This is a genomic window from Flavobacterium sp. A45 (genome assembly GCF_002001005.1).
Taxonomy (GTDB): Bacteria; Bacteroidota; Bacteroidia; order Flavobacteriales; family Flavobacteriaceae; genus Flavobacterium.
The window spans coordinates 90380-108240 of record NZ_MUNX01000080.1; the positions used below are offsets into that span (position 1 = coordinate 90380).

Consider the following 17861-nt stretch of genomic DNA (forward strand, 5'->3'; position numbering starts at 1 on the left):
GTTTTGAAATCAATAATTTTATGCATTTAAAAAGCTTCTTTTTTATGGAATAATGAATTAAAATCCCTTTTAACAAACGAATCTTTTTTTGTTACATAAAAGATTATTTTTATTTTGGCTGACTCGAAATATGTCATACATTTGCAATAAATAATTGATCAACAAAGCACATCATGTCTAATAACCGTTTTTATTTTAGCAACTCTTTTTATTTCTTCTTTAGGAAGTAAGGGATTGTGCTATGGTTATTTGAAGAACAAAAAACAAATAAAACTAATATACAATCCTGATGAAAATCAGGATTTTTTTTTGACCCAATGAGAACGAAAATTGCAATACAAGGAATTAAAGGATCTTTCCACCATCAAGTGGCTCAAGACTATTTTTATCAAAATATCGAAGTGGATGAATGTCTGTCTTTTGAGGAATTGGTAGCTAGTTTACTTTCGGGGAAATCAGATCAGGCGGTAATGGCCATCGAGAATTCTATCGCCGGACCAATCATTCCAAATTACGCACTGATTGACAAAAACAATCTGCACATTATTGGTGAACATTATCTTGATATTCATCAAAATCTAATGGCGCTGAAAGGTCAAAAAATAGAAGATATTCTAGAAGTGCATTCTCATCCGATGGCTTTGTTGCAATGTATGGAGTTCTTGAAAAAATACCCAAACATAAAATTAGTTGAAGACAAGGATACTGCTGAAACTGCTAGAAGGATTCACGAAAAACAGTTAACAGGAATTGCAGCTATCGCTAGTAAAACGGCTTCGGAGATGTACGATTTGGAAATTCTGGCACCAGAAATCCAAACGATAAACAATAATATGACTCGTTTTGTGATTATTAATAGAGAGAATCATTTTGTGCCAGAAAGTGAAATAAACAGAGCTTCGTTAAAATTTGAATTGGATCATAAACGTGGAAGTTTGGCGGCAGTTTTGAATGTAATGAGTGACTGCAAATTGAATTTGACTAAAATACAATCGTTGCCAAAAATTGAAACACCTTGGAAATATTCATTTTTCGTAGATGTGACTTTTGAAAAATATGAAGATTTCGCCAAAGCCAAAAAATTGCTAACAATAATGGCAGAATTTTTTAAAGTATTAGGAGAATACAAAAACACAAAACCTTAATTAGTCAGAAAGTCAAAGGGCGAAAGTCAAAAAAATAAAAGAATAAAAACTCTGAAAATAGAAATATAAAAAAGCATGATTACAACAGCAAAACGTCTCGATATCATTGAAGAATACTACTTCTCCTCCAAGTTGAGGGAAGTGAGACAATTGGCCTCAGAGGGAAAACCAATTATCAATATGGGAATTGGTAGTCCAGATTTAAAGCCATCAAAAGCAGTTATGGACGCTGTAGTTTCAGCAATGCAGGATGAGAATGCACACCAATATCAAAGTTACCAGGGATTGCCAGAACTTAGAAAAGGAATGGCCGATTTTTATCAAAATAATTATGGTGTTGCTTTGGATTCTAATGTGGAAATTTTGCCTTTGATGGGATCCAAAGAAGGAATTATGCATATTTCCTTGGCTTTTTTGAATGAAGGAGACCATGTTTTGATTCCGAATCCAGGATATCCTACATATAGTTCTGTAACGAATCTGGTTGGTGCTGTACCTGTTTATTACGATTTGAAAGAAGCGAATAATTGGGAGCCTGATTTTGACGCTTTAGAGAAATTAGATTTGTCAAAAGTGAGAATCATGTGGATTGGTTATCCGCATATGCCTACAGGAGCAAGAGGAAGTTTGGAATTGTTTGAAAAATTAGTGGCTTTCGCCAAAAAACACAGCATATTATTAGTCAATGATAATCCGTATAGTTTTGTTTTGAATGATAAACCGATGAGTTTGTTGCAAGTAGAAGGAGCCAAAGATGTGGCGCTAGAACTGAATTCTTTGAGTAAAACATTCAATATGGCAGGATGGAGAGTCGGAATGGTTTTGGGTAATGCAAAGCTGATTGACGCTGTTCTTAAAGTAAAAAGCAACATGGACAGCGGAATGTTCTACGGAATCCAAAAAGGGGCTGTTGAAGCATTGAAAAGCGATCAATCTTGGTTTGACTCGATGAACGCCGTTTACAAAAAGCGTCGTGTACTTACTGAGCAATTGGCCGAAAAATTAGGTTGTGAAGTGTACAAAGAAGGTGTTGGACTATTTGTTTGGGCCAAATTACCTGCAGGAATAGCATCAGCTGAGGATTTTATCGATAAAATATTATACGAGAAATCTATTTTTATAACACCGGGAACCATTTTTGGAAGCAATGGAGAAGGTTACATTCGATTTGCACTTTGTGTAAAAGAAGAGAAAGTACAGGAAGCTATTGATCGATTTTAGAAATATAGCCATAAAATAAATTTTCTGAAAAAACGGAAAGCCCTAGCCCTGATAGCAGCGGCATCCTTTTTTGAGGCGATTTTTCTTCGCCTCAAAAAAGATATGGCGGATAGCAGGATTAGCTCCTAAAAAAATAAAGGATGAATATATACGTAATAGGTGTTGGATTAATAGGGGGATCAATAGCATTGGACGCTAAAGGTTTGAATCCTGATGCCAAAATTTTTGGGATTGACAGTAATGAAAAGCATTTGCAGGAAGCGATTGCCCTTGGAGTTATTGATGAAGCTGCCACTTTTGATGATTTGTCAAAAGCAGATTTTGTGATTGTTTCGGTTCCGGTGGATACGGCGATTGTGGTTTTGCCAACAGTACTGGATTTAATTTCGGATTCGGCTATTGTTTTTGATGTAGGTTCAACCAAAACACCAATATGTGAAGCGGTTGCGGGTCACCCAAGAAGAAGAAATTTTATAGCAACGCATCCAATTGCAGGAACTGAGTTTTCTGGACCATCGGCTGCGATAAAAGGATTGTTTCAAGGTAAGACTAATATCATTTGTGAAGTAGAAAAAACTACTTTCAAATTACAGGAAAGGGCATTGTTGCTTTTTTCGGCAATCGGAATGAGAATTCGCTATATGGACCCAAAATCACATGATAAACATATTGCTTATGTGTCGCATTTATCGCATATCAGTTCTTTTATGCTTGGGAAAACGGTGATCAATAAAGAAAAAGATGAACAAGATATTTTTGATATGGCAGGTTCCGGATTTGAAAGTACTGTTCGTTTGGCCAAAAGTTCGCCAGCGATGTGGACACCGATTTTTAAACAAAACAAAAAACAGGTGGTTAAAACATTGGAAGAATACATATCAAATTTATCCAAGTTTAAAGATCTTTTGGTGAATGATGATTACGAAGCGATTTATCACGAAATGGAGAGCGTTAACCGAATTAAGGAAATATTGAACGGAATGAATGCTAAAAAGTAGCAGTAATTCGTTTAAAGGAAAATAAAAACAGAACAACAAAATAAAGTAGTAGTAAGCAATTAATAATAAAGATCTCTCTTGCTCCCTCCAGTTGTTTGGGGAGTTCCGATAGCTATCGGGAGGAGAGGGGAAAAGTAAATAATTTTAGAAAAGATGGAAAACAAGAAAGAAATGAGAGATTGGTTGAACGAATTCAAATTGTCTCATCCATTTGTAATTGCAGGACCTTGTAGTGCTGAAACAGAAGAGCAAGTTTTGAAAATCGCGCATGAATTGAAAGATTCAGACGTTAGTGTTTTTAGAGCTGGTATTTGGAAACCAAGAACACGTCCAGGAGGATTTGAGGGTGTTGGAGAGATTGGATTGAAATGGTTAAAGAAAGCTAAAGCAGAAACAGGTTTACTTATGGGTACAGAGGTTGCTACAGCAGCGCACTGTAAATTGGCTTTAGAAAATGATATTGATGTTTTATGGGTTGGTGCTCGTACAACGGCAAATCCTTTTGCTGTTCAAGAAATCGCAGATACCTTAAAAGGAACTGATAAAATTGTATTGATTAAAAATCCTGTAAATCCAGATATGGCTTTATGGTTAGGAGGAGTTGAGCGTTTATATGCTGCCGGAATCAAGAAATTGGGAGTAATTCACAGAGGTTTTTCTACTTATGAAAAAACTAAATACAGAAATATTCCAGAATGGCAAATTGCTATTGAATTGCAAAACAAATTCCCTGATTTACCTTTGATCATCGATCCTTCGCATATTACAGGAAACCGTGATATGATCCTTGAAGTAACTCAAGAAGCATTGGATTTAAATTATGACGGTATGATTATCGAAACTCATAATGATCCTGATAATGCGTGGAGTGATGCTGCTCAACAAGTAACTCCTGATGCTTTGAAACAAATTTTCAAAGATTTGAAAGTGAGAAAAGTGAGTGGAGACACTGATGAGTTTACAAGTAAAATGACTAAATTAAGAGCTAATATCGATGTGCTTGATGCTAATTTATTGGACTTATTAGGAAAAAGAATGAAAGTGGCTGACGAAATTGGTCAAGTGAAAAAAGAAAATAACGTTGCAATTCTTCAAAACAATCGTTGGAACGAAATCCAAGAAAAAATGATTGCAGAAGGTGCTAAAAAAGGATTGACAGAAGAATTTATAGTTAAATTGTTCAAAAATATCCACCAAGAAAGTATTGGTCACCAAGAAAAAGTCTTGAATTCATAAATAAGAGTTTTTTATTTAAAAGATTTAGAAAAGTTTAGAAATTTAGTTTAAAAACTAAAGTCTAAACTTTTCTTGCTTTTAATATTTAAGTTTTAGGAAAGGATTGATGAATGTCGATTGCAATTAAGCCTTCTAAATTCCTAAACCGCTTAAACTTTTTGAATCCTAAAACAAATTACTACCTTTGCCGAATGACAGGACTCGTTTACAAATCTACAGGAAGTTGGTACACCGTAAAATCAGAACAAGGAGATTTTATAGAATGCCGTATGAAAGGGAAATTCCGAATCAAAGGAATTAAAAGTACCAATCCAATTGCTGTGGGTGATATTGTCGATTACGAGCTTGAAGAAACCTCAGATACTATTACTGGAACAATTCATAATATTCATGAAAGAAAGAATTATATCGTTCGTAAGGCGGTAAATTTATCACATCAAATGCATATTATTGCTTCCAATATTGATCGAGTATTTCTGTTGGTAACTGTAAACAATCCTCCAACTACATTCAATTTTATCGACCGTTTTTTGGTAACCGCAGAAGCTTATGGAATTGAGGCTATTTTGGTTTTTAATAAAATAGACACTTTGGATGAGGTCACGCTTGATGAACAGTTATATATGCAACATGTGTATCAGGAAATAGGGTATAAATGTTTGCGGGTTTCCTCGACAGAGAATAAGGGAGTCGAAGCTTTACAAGAAATGATGGTGGGTAAAGTAAGTATGTTCTCTGGACATTCAGGCGTGGGGAAATCAACATTAGTAAATGCGATGGAACCTTCTTTACATTTAAAAACCAAAACGATATCGGTGGCAAGCAAGCAGGGACAACACACAACCACTTTTGCAGAGATGTATGATTTGTCTTTTGGAGCCAAAATTATAGACACTCCCGGAATCAAAGGTTTTGGAATGGTTGATATGGATCCTGCGGAAATTAGCGGATATTTTCCGGAATTTTTTAAATTGAAAGATCAATGTAAGTTCAATAATTGTTTGCATAAAGAAGAACCGCATTGCGCCATAAAAGCCGCATTAGAAAGAGATGAGATTGCTTGGTCTCGATACAATAGTTACTTGAAAATATTAGAAGGTGACGATGAACATTATCGCACAGATGATTACAACGAGGATCGAATCATTAGTGATAAATCAAGAGAGTAGTAATGTCAATATCAATGTCAAAAGTAATATTTTTAAATCTGCAATTTGATATAAATGAAAGTTGTTCTTCAAAGAGTTTTCCAAGCCTCCGTAAACATTGACAATAAAATAGTAGCTGATATTCAAAAAGGCTTACTCGTTTTGGTTGGTATTGAAGATGCCGATACCCAAGACGATATCAATTGGCTTTGCCAAAAAATTGCCAATCTTCGCATTTTTGGAGATGAAAATGAGGTAATGAATCTTTCTGTAAAAGATATTGATGGCGAAATAATTGTTGTTTCTCAATTCACTCTTCATGCATCTACCAAAAAAGGGAATCGCCCTTCTTATATAAAAGCTGCAAAGCCAGAAATTGCTATTCCGCTATATGAAAACTTCGTAAAACAAATCGAAAAGGAGTTGGGTAAAAAAGTGCAAACTGGAATTTTTGGAGCAGATATGAAAGTTTTATTGCTGAATGACGGTCCTGTTACTATTCAGATTGATAGTAAAAATAAAGAATAATTTTAGCTTTTATTTAAACGAAATTTTCTTATATTTCGGAGCTAAATATTTTTTATGACATATAAAATTACTCCTATTGTTTCTCTGTTTTTTTTATTTACCACGACATTTATTTTTGCTCAAAAGAGCGATTACAGTACTCTTACTCTTTCTGACAGTCTCAAAGAAAATGCCAATGCAGTGGTTCGTTTGAACCAAATTGATATTGTAATTGCCTCTCAACGCAGTATGAATATCAAGAACAAACGTGTGGTGACAGTCTTGAATGAAAATGGGTTGGATGCTATTGAAGCCTATGAAAATTACGATAAATCGAGTCCTGTCAAAAGTATATTGGCAACAGTTTATGATGTTTCAGGAAAGGAAATAAAAAAAATAAAAAGAGGCGATTTCAGAGATGTAAGTGCTGTAAGTGGGAGTACACTTTTTTCGGAGAGCCGTTATATTTACTTAGATTATACGCCAACACAATACCCATTTACAGTCGTTTTTGAGAGTGAAACAGAAACATCAAATACTGCCTTCCTTCCCCAATGGATACCTTTGAATGATTATGCCGTAAGCATAGAAAAAAGCGTTCTCAATATAAGTTATCCTTCAAGCCTTGGTTTTAAATATAAAGAATTCAATTTTTCGAATTTTAATATCAAGAAAACTATAGACACTTCTACTCAGCTTTCTTATACAGCATCAAAAATGTGGGCTCAAAAAGAAGAAACCGCTAGTCCTTCGGTTAGTAATCTTTTCCCAAGAGTAATGATGGGGTTAGAGTTGTTTCATCTTGAAGGAGTTGACGGTACAGCCAAAACATGGACAGAATTTGGAAAATGGTACAGCGAAAAAATTCTGCAGGGAACCACTGATTTATCCGAAATGACCAAAGTTAAAATCAAAGCTTTGGTAGGTACCGAAACTGATCCTATAAAGAAAGCACAAATCATTTATAAATACGTTCAGGAAAAATCAAGATATGTTAGCATTCAAGTCGGGATTGGAGGATGGAAACCGATGCAGGCGAATGATGTGGATCGTTTAGGATACGGAGATTGCAAAGCTTTGAGCAATTATACAAAAGCCCTTCTTAACGTGGTTGATGTACCGTCTTATAATGTAGTTTTATATGGCAACCCAAGAAAACGTGATATTGAGTCTGATTTTGTTTCAATGCAAGGAAATCATATGATTTTGGCTATACCCAATAAAGATAAATATGTTTTTTTGGAATGTACAAGTCAGGTGGATCCTTTTGGTTATCAAGGAACGTTTACCGATGATAGGAATGTTTTGGTGGTAAAACCTGAAGGAGGAGAGATTGTAAGAACAAAAGTTTACGAAGATACAGTTAATACCCAAGTAAGTAAAGGAGTCTATTCTATTGCGGAAAATGGTGATTTTTTAGGAAAAATAGGTATCGTTTCAGAGGGTACTCAATACAATCAAAAATTTAATAATGATAAGCTTTCCCCAACGGAAATGGAAGCTTTTTATAAAGATTATTGGAGTACCATTAATAATTTAAAAATTAAAAAAGTCACTTTCAAGAATGATACTGAAAAAATTAGTTTTACAGAAAATGCCGAAATAACTGCCGTGAATTATGGGAACGTATCGGCTAATAAAATGATGTTTGCTATAAATGCCTTTAATCCATTAACTCAAAGTGTCAAACGAATTCGAAACCGAAAAAATCCTTTAGAAATACAAAGGGGCTCAGTAGATATTGATGAAATAGAAATTGCTTTGCCTGTTAATTTCTCGATTGAATTTCTTCCAGGAAATGTTGAAATTAATGGAAAATTCGGGGAATATAAAACAGAGATTGTCAAAAAAGATAATAATACTATTGTTTACAAACGAAAGTTTTTTTTGAAAAAAGGTTTGTATACTAATAAAGAATACGATGAATTCCGCCTTTTTATGGAGCAGATTTCAAGAAATGATAACGCCAAAATAATTCTAACCAAATCTTAATTACAAAATGAAAACCAAACACTTAATCTTTTTATTATTTGTACTATTTTATTCTACTACAAATGCCCAAGAATTCAAATTAGGAAAAGTCTCCATAGCCGAATTGGAACAAAAATCACATCCCAAAGATACAGCTGCAGTTGCAGCAATATTGTTTAAAAAAGGGGAGACAAGATTTGAATTCATGCAAAGTGAAGGCTTTAGGGTGGTTACCGAGGTGGCCATGCGTATTAAGATTTATAAAAAAGATGGTTATGATTGGGCAAATCAAGCGGTAAGATTTATCCCAGGAACTGGCTCAATAAAAGAGAATGTCTTGTTTGCGGATGCGGTGACATATAATTTGGTGGCTGGAAAGATTGAAAAAACAAAATTAAAAAGTGAAGGTGAATTTGAAGAAAAGATAGATAAATATTGGAGTAGAAAGAAAATAACCTTGCCCAATGTAAAAGAAGGTTCGATATTGGAATTTAGATATAAGATAATGTCAAATAGAATTGGGATGCTTAGGGAGTTTTATTTTCAAACGGATATTCCTGTAGACTATGCAGAATATAAAACCTATGTGCCGGAATATTTTATTTATAATAGTGAAATGAAAGGGTTTACCACACCGCAAATTAATGTTGAGAAATCACAAAAATCGTTTAATATTACCAGTAAGGAAAGATCACAAGGTCTTGTTTCTTCGACTAATTTCTCAGCAGATAAAATCGAATATCAAGAAACAAAAACAACGTACACTGCGCAAAATATGCCAGCTATGAAGGAAGAGGCATTCGTAAATAATATCGATAATTACACCACAAGCTTGGTGCAGGAATTATCGATGACCAAATATCCAAATGAACCTCTTAAGCCATATTCTACGGACTGGAATGCCGTAGTGAAAACTATTTATGATAATGATGATTTTGGAGCTGAATTAAATAAAACAGGATATTTTGAGGATGATTTGAAAGCGGTTGTTGTTGGATTGACCACTCAGGATGAGATTGTTTTGGCTATTCTCAATTATTTGAAATCCACAGTGAAATGGAATGAGTATTATGGTTATTCCTGTAATGATGGGGTAAAAAAGGCCTATAAAGACAAAACCGGTAATGTGGCTGAAATTAATCTTATGCTTACTGCAATGTTGCGTTCTGCAGGGCTTAAAGCAAATCCTGTTTTGATTAGTACACGCGCTAATGGAGTTTCGGTTTTTCCAAACCATAGTGCATTCAATTATGTAATCGCTGCTGTAGAAGGTAATGAAGGGCTGATTTTGCTAGATGCAACAAGTAAATTTTCAACCCCAAATGTTTTGCCGTTTAGAGACCTGAATTGGATGGGAAGGTTAATCCGAAAAGACGGAACATCGCAAGAAGTTGATTTAATGCCTAAAAAAGCTTCTAATAACAATGTTGTAATCATGTATGCAATTGATGCCAGCGGTAAAATTACTGGTAAATTAAGACGTCAACGAACAGACCATAACGCCATGAGTTTTAGATCGGAGATTGAAAACATAAAGGAAGAAGACTATTTGGAAAGGATGGAAAATGAAAATGCAAAAATTGAAATTGCTGATTATAAAAGAACAAATGAGAAGGATGTTAAATTGCCGATTGTGGAAACCTGTTCTTTTACTGGAACTAATTTATGTGAAATTATAGGCGAAAAAATATATATCAATCCATTGTTATTTTTCACCAAAGAACAAAATCCATTTAAACAGGAGGAAAGAGAATACCCAGTTGATTATGGTTTCCCGTTTATGGACAATTTTACTGTCAATATAGATATTCCACAAGGATATGTGATAGAAACACTTCCAAAATCATCCGTGTTTAATATGGAGGATAATATTGGTAGCTTTAAATTTATATCGAATGCGTCCGGAAGTAGTATACAGCTATCCATTAGTCATCAAATTAATACACCTATAGTTTCATCAGAATATTATTCAATGTTAAAGGAATATTATCAAGGTATGATTGCTAAGGAAACCGAGAAAATTGTTTTAAAGAAAGTATAAATAATGAGAAACTATAAAGCCGTTTTGAGGTTATTGATTTTTTTTTCTTTTATAAAGATAAATGCCCAAAACTTTGAATTAGGGAAAGTGTCTGTGGCAGAATTAAGAGAAGCGCAACATCCCAAAGATACAAGTGCTGTGGCAGCGGTTTTGTTTAAAAACGGTAAAACTAGTTTCAATTATTCTTTGAAGGATGGATTTGTAGCAATCACAGAAGTGACTATGCGTATTAAAATATATAAAAAAGAAGGGTCTGATTGGGCTAATTTTACCTTGCCTTATTATGTGGGGTATGAAAATTATAATGACGATGTTGTTAAGTTTTCGAATGCAGCAACTTATAATCTTGAGAATGGTTCAATTGTAAAAACAAAACTTAATAACGAAGGAAGTTTTAAAAAAAATGTAAATGAATATTGGAATGAGGCCTCCATAACATTGCCAAATGTAAAAGAGGGATCGGTTTTAGAGTTTAAATATGTTTTGAAGACTGAAAACATTGTTAAATTTCCCGTGTACTATTTTCAAGATAAAATTCCAGTAAATTCAGCTGAATACACTACTAATATTCCCTTGTTTTTTACGTATAAACCTATTCAAATTGGTTTTATAGATCTCAAAGTAGATTCAAAAGTTGCAAATGGAAGTTTTTCGTTTGATAATCAATATCATCAGACAGTTAGTTTGAGTTTCAATCTATTGAAGAATAAATATAGTGCAGAAAATGTTCCAGCATTAAAGGAAGAAAGTTTTGTTGATAATATTCGAAATTACCAATCGTCATTGTATCATGAACTTGAAAAAACAAATTTTCCTGACGAAAAAGAGAAAAATTTCTCAAAAGATTGGGATGGCGTAGCCAAAACTATTTATGCAGATAAAGAATTTGGTAAAGAGTTAGAAGAGAGTTTTTATCTTCTAGACGATACTAGATTGATTTTAAAAGGAATTGATTCTAAGGAAGAAAGACTAGCAGTAGTTTTTAAGTTTGTTCAAGAACGAATGCATTGGAATAAAGATAACGGATACTTCACAGATAAAGGAGTAAAGCAAGCCTATATTGCCAGAACTGGAAATGTTGCTGAAATAAATTTTATACTCATTTCAATGTTAAAACTGGTAGGTTTTGATGCAAATCCAGTATTGATTAGCACAAAAGATTATGGAAGGCCAGTTTTCCCTAATAGAACGGGTTTTAATTACGTTATAGCGGCTGTGAATATTGATGGAAAGCAAATTTTATTAGATGCTACTCATAAATACACTACACAAAATATTTTACCCTTGAATGTTTTAAACTGGAAAGGACGGCTTATTAAGCAAGATGGAACTTCTCAGGAAGTGGAGTTAGTGTCGACAAAAAATTCAGGTAAAAATTATACTCTGATGGTAAAATTGGATAAAACTGGCGGAATGGAGGGTAGGTGTAGATCACAGTTAGCTGATTATGAAGCATATAATTTTAGAGATAAGTATGCAGAAATGGAAACGGATAACTATCTCGAGAAATTAGAAAATAATTTAAACGGAATTAGAATTCAAGGGTATACCATAGATAATAAAAAGACTAATCTTGCTAATCCTGTTATGCAGACTTTTGCTTTTTCAACTAATAATCATTCAGATATTATTGGCGATAAAATATATATCAACCCGATGTTATTTTTTACGGAATCTCATAATCCTTTCGTTCAAGAAAAAAGAAAGATGCCAATCAATTTTGAATATCCAAAATTTGAAAGGTATAATATAAGTTATGAAATTCCAGAGGGTTATGTTATAGAATCGCTTCCTAAACCCTTGAAAATTTCAACAGAGGGCGAAGAGTTGTCTTTCTCGATGAATGTGAATTCGCAAGATAATAGAATACAGATTGCTGTAATTAAAGAGATAAATTTTGCTGTCATTTCAGGTAATTTTTATGAATCAATTAAAGATTTTTATCAAAAAATGATTAACAAGCAAAATGAGAAAATAGTTCTTAAAAGAATATAGTAAGACTTTGTGCATTTGTATATTTGTGATAAAAATTCAACCATGAACCTAAAAAATGCCCAACAAGACGTAGATACTTGGATTAAAGAACACGGAGTACGCTACTTTAATGAATTGACCAATATGGCGCAACTTACCGAAGAAGTTGGTGAAGTAGCCCGAATTATTGCCCGTCGTTACGGAGAACAATCCGAAAAAGAAAGCGATAAAAACAAAGACCTTGGAGAAGAATTGGCCGATGTTGTTTTTGTGGTTTTGTGTTTAGCCAATCAGACAGGGATTGATTTGCAGGCCGCTTTTGACAAGAAGATGGATTTAAAATCCGTTCGAGACAAAGACCGCCACAAAAACAACGATAAACTAAAATAATGTTATAAGTCAGGACAAAGTTTTGGTACATCCTTTTTTTAAAATAAATTTGCCAAAACACACCTATCAACACATCTATAATGAATTTACTGTTACAAACTTCCCAACTCGATTTACAAGAACAAATTGCAATTACAGGCTCCAAGAGTGAAACCAACCGACTGTTGTTACTTCAAGCATTATTTCCAAATATTACTTTAGCCAATACATCCAATTCTGATGATAGCGAGGTAATGCAAAAAGCTTTAGTAGGGAACGATGAAATAGTAGATATTCATCATGCAGGAACGGCAATGCGTTTCTTAACGGCTTATTTTGCGGTAAACGAAGGACGTGAAGTTGTGTTGACAGGATCTCAAAGAATGACTGAACGCCCAATTAAAGTTTTGGTAGAGGCTTTACAACAATTAGGAGCAAAAATCACCTATGAAAAAGAAGAGGGTTATCCGCCTATTCGAATCATAGGACAAAAAATAACAGCTCATAAAGTCAGTATTCCAGCCAATGTGAGTAGCCAGTATATATCGGCATTGCTTTTGGTAGCGCCAAAATTAGAGAACGGAATTGAATTGACTTTGGTTGGTGAGATAACTTCTGTTCCTTATATCAAAATGACTTTAGCTTTGTTAAATGATTTGAATATTGAAACGAGTTTTGTTGGGAACGTAATAACAGTAAAGCAAAAGAAAGAAGTAGAAACAAAAGTAATGACCGTAGAATCTGATTGGAGCTCGGCATCTTACTTTTTTAGTTTAGTAGCATTGGCAAAAACAGCGTCTATTTCTTTGACCAGTTACAAAGAAACCAGTTTGCAGGGAGATTCTGCTTTGATTGAGATATACAAAGAAATGGGGGTAACTTCATATTTCGAAGGAAACAAATTGACTTTGACGAAGCAAACTGATTTTGAATACAAAGACTTGAATTTAGAATTAAATAATACTCCAGATATTGCACAAACAATTGTGGTTACCTGCTTAGGGTTAGGAATTGGCTGTCATCTTACAGGTTTACATACCTTAAAAATCAAAGAAACAGATAGATTGGAAGCGCTTCGCATCGAATTAACCAAACTGGGAGCCAATATTTCCGTGACCAATGATAGTTTGACATTAATAGCTACAAGGAGTATTAATCCAGAAGTAAGAATCGATACGTATAACGATCACAGAATGGCCATGGCATTTGCTCCATTAGGCTTAAAAGTGCCAATAATTATCAATAATGCTGATGTTGTGTCAAAATCATACCCTGATTTTTGGGATGATTTAAAAAAAATAGGTTTTTTGATGATTCAAAAATGGTCGTTTACATAGACTTTTGCTGAGTTTTGACTCTCCTCTTTTGGAGAGGGCTAGGGGTGAGGTAAAAATAAACACCTAAACACTTGACAACGCCTATCTCACAATCGTATATTTGCACACGATTTAAAATTTTGATTTCAAAACTTATAATTTATAAATCATAACTCATAACTTTATCAGATGAAATTATCTCATTTCAATTTTAATTTACCAAAAGAACTTCTTGCAGAATATCCAGCCGAAAATAGAGATGAGTCTCGATTGATGGTTATTGACCGTAAGAAGCAAACGATAGAACATAAAATGTTTAAAGACGTTATCGATTATTTTGACGATGGCGATGTTTTAATATTAAATAACACCAAAGTTTTTCCAGCTCGTTTGTATGGAAATAAAGAAAAAACTGGAGCGAGAATCGAAGTATTTTTGCTTAGAGAACTAAATGCAGAACAAAGACTTTGGGATGTATTAGTAGATCCAGCCCGTAAAATTAGAATTGGAAACAAATTATACTTCGGTGACGATGATTCATTAGTTGCTGAGGTAATTGATAACACAACTTCTCGTGGAAGAACCTTGCGTTTTCTTTATGATGGATCTTATGAAGAATTCAGAAATAAATTAACCGAACTAGGCGAAACTCCGATTCCTAAATACATCAGCCGTGATGTAACTCCAGAAGATGCGGAACGTTACCAAACAATTTATGCCAAAGAAGAAGGAGCTGTTGCAGCACCTACTGCTGGTTTGCACTTCTCTAAACATTTGTTGAAAAGATTGGAAATCAAAGGAGTTAAATTTGCCGAAGTTACGCTTCACGTTGGTTTAGGAACTTTCAATCCAGTTGAGGTTGAAGATTTATCGAAACACAAAATGGATTCTGAAGAGTTAAAAATCACTCAGGAAGCTTGTGATATTGTGAACACTGCCAAAGCTGCTAAGAAAAGAATCTGTACGGTAGGAACTACTTCTATGCGTGCCGTAGAAAGTTCAGTTTCTTCTCAAAACACACTTAATCCTTATGATGGATGGACAAATAAATTCGTTTTTCCTCCTCACGATTTCAGCATTCCAACTTGTATGATTACTAATTTTCATACACCAAAATCTACTTTGTTAATGATGGTTTCAGCTTTCTGCGGACACGATTTAATGAAAAGAGCGTACGAAGAAGCAATCAAAGAAGAATACAAGTTCTACTCTTACGGAGATGCAATGTTGATTATCTAATCACATTCAAAATTATAAATACAAGTCTCGTCAGCAATGGCGAGATTTTTTTTGCCTGAAAACTAATTTTACAAACTGAATACTGCAATCTGATCACTGCCTTCTGAATAAGGGCGTATTACGGGCTATCCATTACAAGTTTTTACCCAAAATCAAAGTAATACTAGCACTGCGGGAGCTTCCGTTGGTCGCTTCCTCGTTGCAGTATCACTAAATGGTTTCAGGTAAAAACTTTCTATTTCACTCGAGCGATAGCGAACAGGCGAAGCAATCCCTAGCGTAATTCCTTTTCATAAGAAGTAATGTGTTGTTTTATATTCAAAATATAAGCTTAAATGAATTCAATTTTTATTGAATTGTCACTTTTATTTTGGCTATTATCTATTTTCTCTATTCTATTTTCTTTTCTCTATTTTTCTTTTTCTATTTTTACGACATAAAATAATCAAAAAATGGATTTCAAAAATACATTAGAATTTGCTAAGCAACTCGATTCACAAGATCATCTACATAAATACCAAGACGAGTTTATATTTCCAAAAATCAACGAGAAAAAAGTAATTTATTTTACGGGTAACTCTTTGGGATTACAGCCAAAAAGAACCAAAAAATATATTGATGAAGTGATGGACGATTGGGCAAATCTAGCTGTCGAAGGTCATTTTTATGCCGAAAAACCTTGGTGGGATTATCAAGAGCGTTTTGCCAATCCATTAAGTAAATTGGTAGGTGCATTGCCAACCGAAATCACCGTAATGAACACACTAACTGTGAATCTTCATTTGTTGATGGTTTCATTTTATAGACCGACTACAAAGCGTTACAAAATCATTTGCGAAGAAAAAGCTTTCCCTTCCGATCAATATATGTTTCAAAGCCAAGTGAATTTTCACGGCTATAAACCTGAAGATGTGATTGTGGAAATCAAGCGTCGTGAAGGAGAACATAACATCCGATTGGAAGATGTATTGGCAAAAATTGAAGATGTAGGAGAGGAGTTGGCATTGGTTTTAATTGGCGGAGTGAATTATTACACAGGTCAGGTTTTCGATATGAAAACCATCACCGAAGCGGGACACAAACAAGGAGCTTACGTGGGTTGGGACTTAGCCCATGCAGCAGGAAATATTAAATTGGAATTGCACGATTGGAATGTCGATTTTGCAGCTTGGTGTAGTTATAAATACATGAATTCGGGCCCAGGAAATGCTTCTGGTTGTTTTGTTCATGAAAAGCATCATGAAAATAAAGAATTGCCTCGATTTGCGGGTTGGTGGGGACATAACAAAGAACGTCGTTTCAAGATGGAACCAGTTTTCGACCCTGTTCATGGAGCAGGAGGTTGGCAAATAAGTAATTTGCCAATATTATCTTTAGCGCCTTATTTAGCTTCCGTTGAAATGTTTGACGAAATTGGAATGGATCAATTAATTTTAAAAAGAGATAAAATCACTTCTTATTTAGAATTTATTCTGAACGAAATAAGCAAAGAAGTACACGGATCTTTTGAAATTATTACTCCAACAGTACCATCCGAAAGAGCTTGTCAATTATCGGTTTTTCTTCATGGGGAAGGTCGCAGTTTGTTTGATTATTTAATGAAAAATGGTGTTATAACAGATTGGCGTGAACCCAATGTAATTCGTCTTGCACCGGTTCCTTTATATACGTCTTATGAGGATATGTATCATTTCGGTCAGATTCTGAAAACAGGAATTTTAGGAAAATAAAAAAAGGGAATAGTTGTAGTAACTATTCCCTTTTTTTGAACCATATAGTTTTTTTATTCCTTATCTTTTTTAAATGATTTTGTAGGAACATTTTGCTGTGCATATTGAAAGCGATCAATTAGTTTGGGTAAAAAATAACCATCTACACCATTCAACGCAACGATATTTCCTTTGTCCAATTGTAACCAACCATCTTTATGCTCTAAAGTTTCATCGAAAAAAACATGCTCAATTGAAGCTATAATATGAATTGTGTCATTTTCCTTGATGATGTATTCATTTACATATTTACAGTAGAGCTGTACCGGACTTCCTTTTACAAAAGGAATGTTGTAGCCGTCTTTATATTCTTCTTCCAGATTGGTTTTGTCAAATTCAGAAATTCCGGAATCATAATTGGCAGAAGTGTGATGAGCATCGGCAATCATGTCAATTGTAATATGGTTTACGGTGAAATAACCAGTTTCCATAATGTTTTTATAAGTATCTCTGGGAACAGTAGTTGGTCGTATGATAAAACCGATTAACGATGGGCTGCTTCCTAAGTGAGTAACACTACTAAAAATAGCTACATTAGTATTGCCTTCGATTGATTTTGTAGCAATTAAATTAGCTGATTTAAAACCAGTACATGAATTAATTAAATTTAATTTTTCAATCTTATCCATTTGCGAAATGGTTTCTTTTGAAATATTTTTCATGATTTTTTATGTTTGAACAAATATAATAAACTGGTGGTTAATCATGTCTAATTAATTGTAAAAATCTCAATTTAAATAATGAATTTTAACTTCTTAGATGTTTATTCTTCATTTTATAATAAAAAATTAACAATAATGCTAAAATTTATTATAATTGTATTTTATTTGCATTTAGTAAAAAAACATCCTTTTTAAAATGTGCTTTTCAAAAAAAAGGAGTGTGAAATTTGTTGATTTTTGTATAAGTTTGATAAAGTATGTTAAA

The 17861-nt window shown here is 33.9% G+C and carries 14 protein-coding genes; 13 read left to right on the plus strand and 1 reads right to left on the minus strand.

Annotated features, from left to right (window positions below; genetic code table 11):
* Positions 1-317: 317 nt before the first annotated feature.
* The 13 genes from B0E44_RS09555 (at position 318) to kynU (ending at position 16895) form a co-directional block, all read left to right on the plus strand.
* On the plus strand, positions 318-1145 hold the full coding sequence (locus B0E44_RS09555; RefSeq protein ID WP_077373604.1) for a prephenate dehydratase: 828 nt from the start codon (positions 318-320) through the stop codon (positions 1143-1145).
* 75 nt (positions 1146-1220) lie between these two features.
* Positions 1221-2366, plus strand: a complete 1146-nt coding sequence (locus B0E44_RS09560; RefSeq protein WP_077373607.1) for a pyridoxal phosphate-dependent aminotransferase — start codon at positions 1221-1223, stop codon at positions 2364-2366.
* A 140-nt stretch (positions 2367-2506) separates the two neighbouring features.
* Complete coding sequence (locus tag B0E44_RS09565) at positions 2507-3364, plus strand: prephenate dehydrogenase (RefSeq protein ID WP_077373610.1); 858 nt, start codon at positions 2507-2509, stop codon at positions 3362-3364.
* Positions 3365-3517: 153 nt separating this feature from the next.
* Positions 3518-4600 carry a bifunctional 3-deoxy-7-phosphoheptulonate synthase/chorismate mutase type II gene (locus tag B0E44_RS09570; RefSeq protein WP_077373613.1) on the plus strand — a complete coding sequence of 361 codons (1083 nt, stop codon included), beginning with the start codon at positions 3518-3520 and terminating at the stop codon, positions 4598-4600.
* A gap of 191 nt (positions 4601-4791) precedes the next feature.
* Entirely contained in the window at positions 4792-5769 is a 978-nt protein-coding gene (gene rsgA, locus B0E44_RS09575; protein WP_077373616.1) for a ribosome small subunit-dependent GTPase A, read from the plus strand.
* A 54-nt stretch (positions 5770-5823) separates the two neighbouring features.
* Positions 5824-6276, plus strand: coding sequence for a D-aminoacyl-tRNA deacylase (dtd, locus tag B0E44_RS09580; RefSeq protein ID WP_077373619.1), 453 nt, complete (start codon positions 5824-5826; stop codon positions 6274-6276).
* Between the two features lie 54 nt (positions 6277-6330).
* Positions 6331-8247 carry a DUF3857 domain-containing protein gene (locus B0E44_RS09585; RefSeq protein ID WP_077373622.1) on the plus strand — a complete coding sequence of 639 codons (1917 nt, stop codon included), beginning with the start codon at positions 6331-6333 and terminating at the stop codon, positions 8245-8247.
* Between the two features lie 7 nt (positions 8248-8254).
* Complete coding sequence (locus B0E44_RS09590) at positions 8255-10267, plus strand: DUF3857 domain-containing protein (RefSeq protein WP_077373625.1); 2013 nt, start codon at positions 8255-8257, stop codon at positions 10265-10267.
* Positions 10268-10270: 3 nt separating this feature from the next.
* Positions 10271-12262 carry a DUF3857 domain-containing protein gene (locus tag B0E44_RS09595; RefSeq protein WP_077373628.1) on the plus strand — a complete coding sequence of 664 codons (1992 nt, stop codon included), beginning with the start codon at positions 10271-10273 and terminating at the stop codon, positions 12260-12262.
* 42 nt (positions 12263-12304) lie between these two features.
* Positions 12305-12631 (plus strand): nucleotide pyrophosphohydrolase, encoded by a 327-nt coding sequence (locus tag B0E44_RS09600; protein ID WP_077373631.1) that lies wholly within the window; start codon positions 12305-12307, stop codon positions 12629-12631.
* 80 nt (positions 12632-12711) lie between these two features.
* Entirely contained in the window at positions 12712-13947 is a 1236-nt protein-coding gene (gene aroA / locus B0E44_RS09605; RefSeq protein WP_077373634.1) for a 3-phosphoshikimate 1-carboxyvinyltransferase, read from the plus strand.
* Between the two features lie 168 nt (positions 13948-14115).
* On the plus strand, positions 14116-15165 hold the full coding sequence (queA, locus tag B0E44_RS09610; protein WP_077373637.1) for a tRNA preQ1(34) S-adenosylmethionine ribosyltransferase-isomerase QueA: 1050 nt from the start codon (positions 14116-14118) through the stop codon (positions 15163-15165).
* 452 nt (positions 15166-15617) lie between these two features.
* Positions 15618-16895, plus strand: coding sequence for a kynureninase (gene kynU, locus B0E44_RS09615; RefSeq protein WP_077373640.1), 1278 nt, complete (start codon positions 15618-15620; stop codon positions 16893-16895).
* A 53-nt stretch (positions 16896-16948) separates the two neighbouring features.
* Here the strand turns inward: kynU and B0E44_RS09620 are convergent, their stop codons facing one another.
* A complete protein-coding gene (locus B0E44_RS09620) occupies positions 16949-17596 on the minus strand; it encodes a flavin reductase family protein (RefSeq protein ID WP_077373643.1) in 648 nt (215 codons plus the stop codon).
* Positions 17597-17861: the final 265 nt, after the last annotated feature.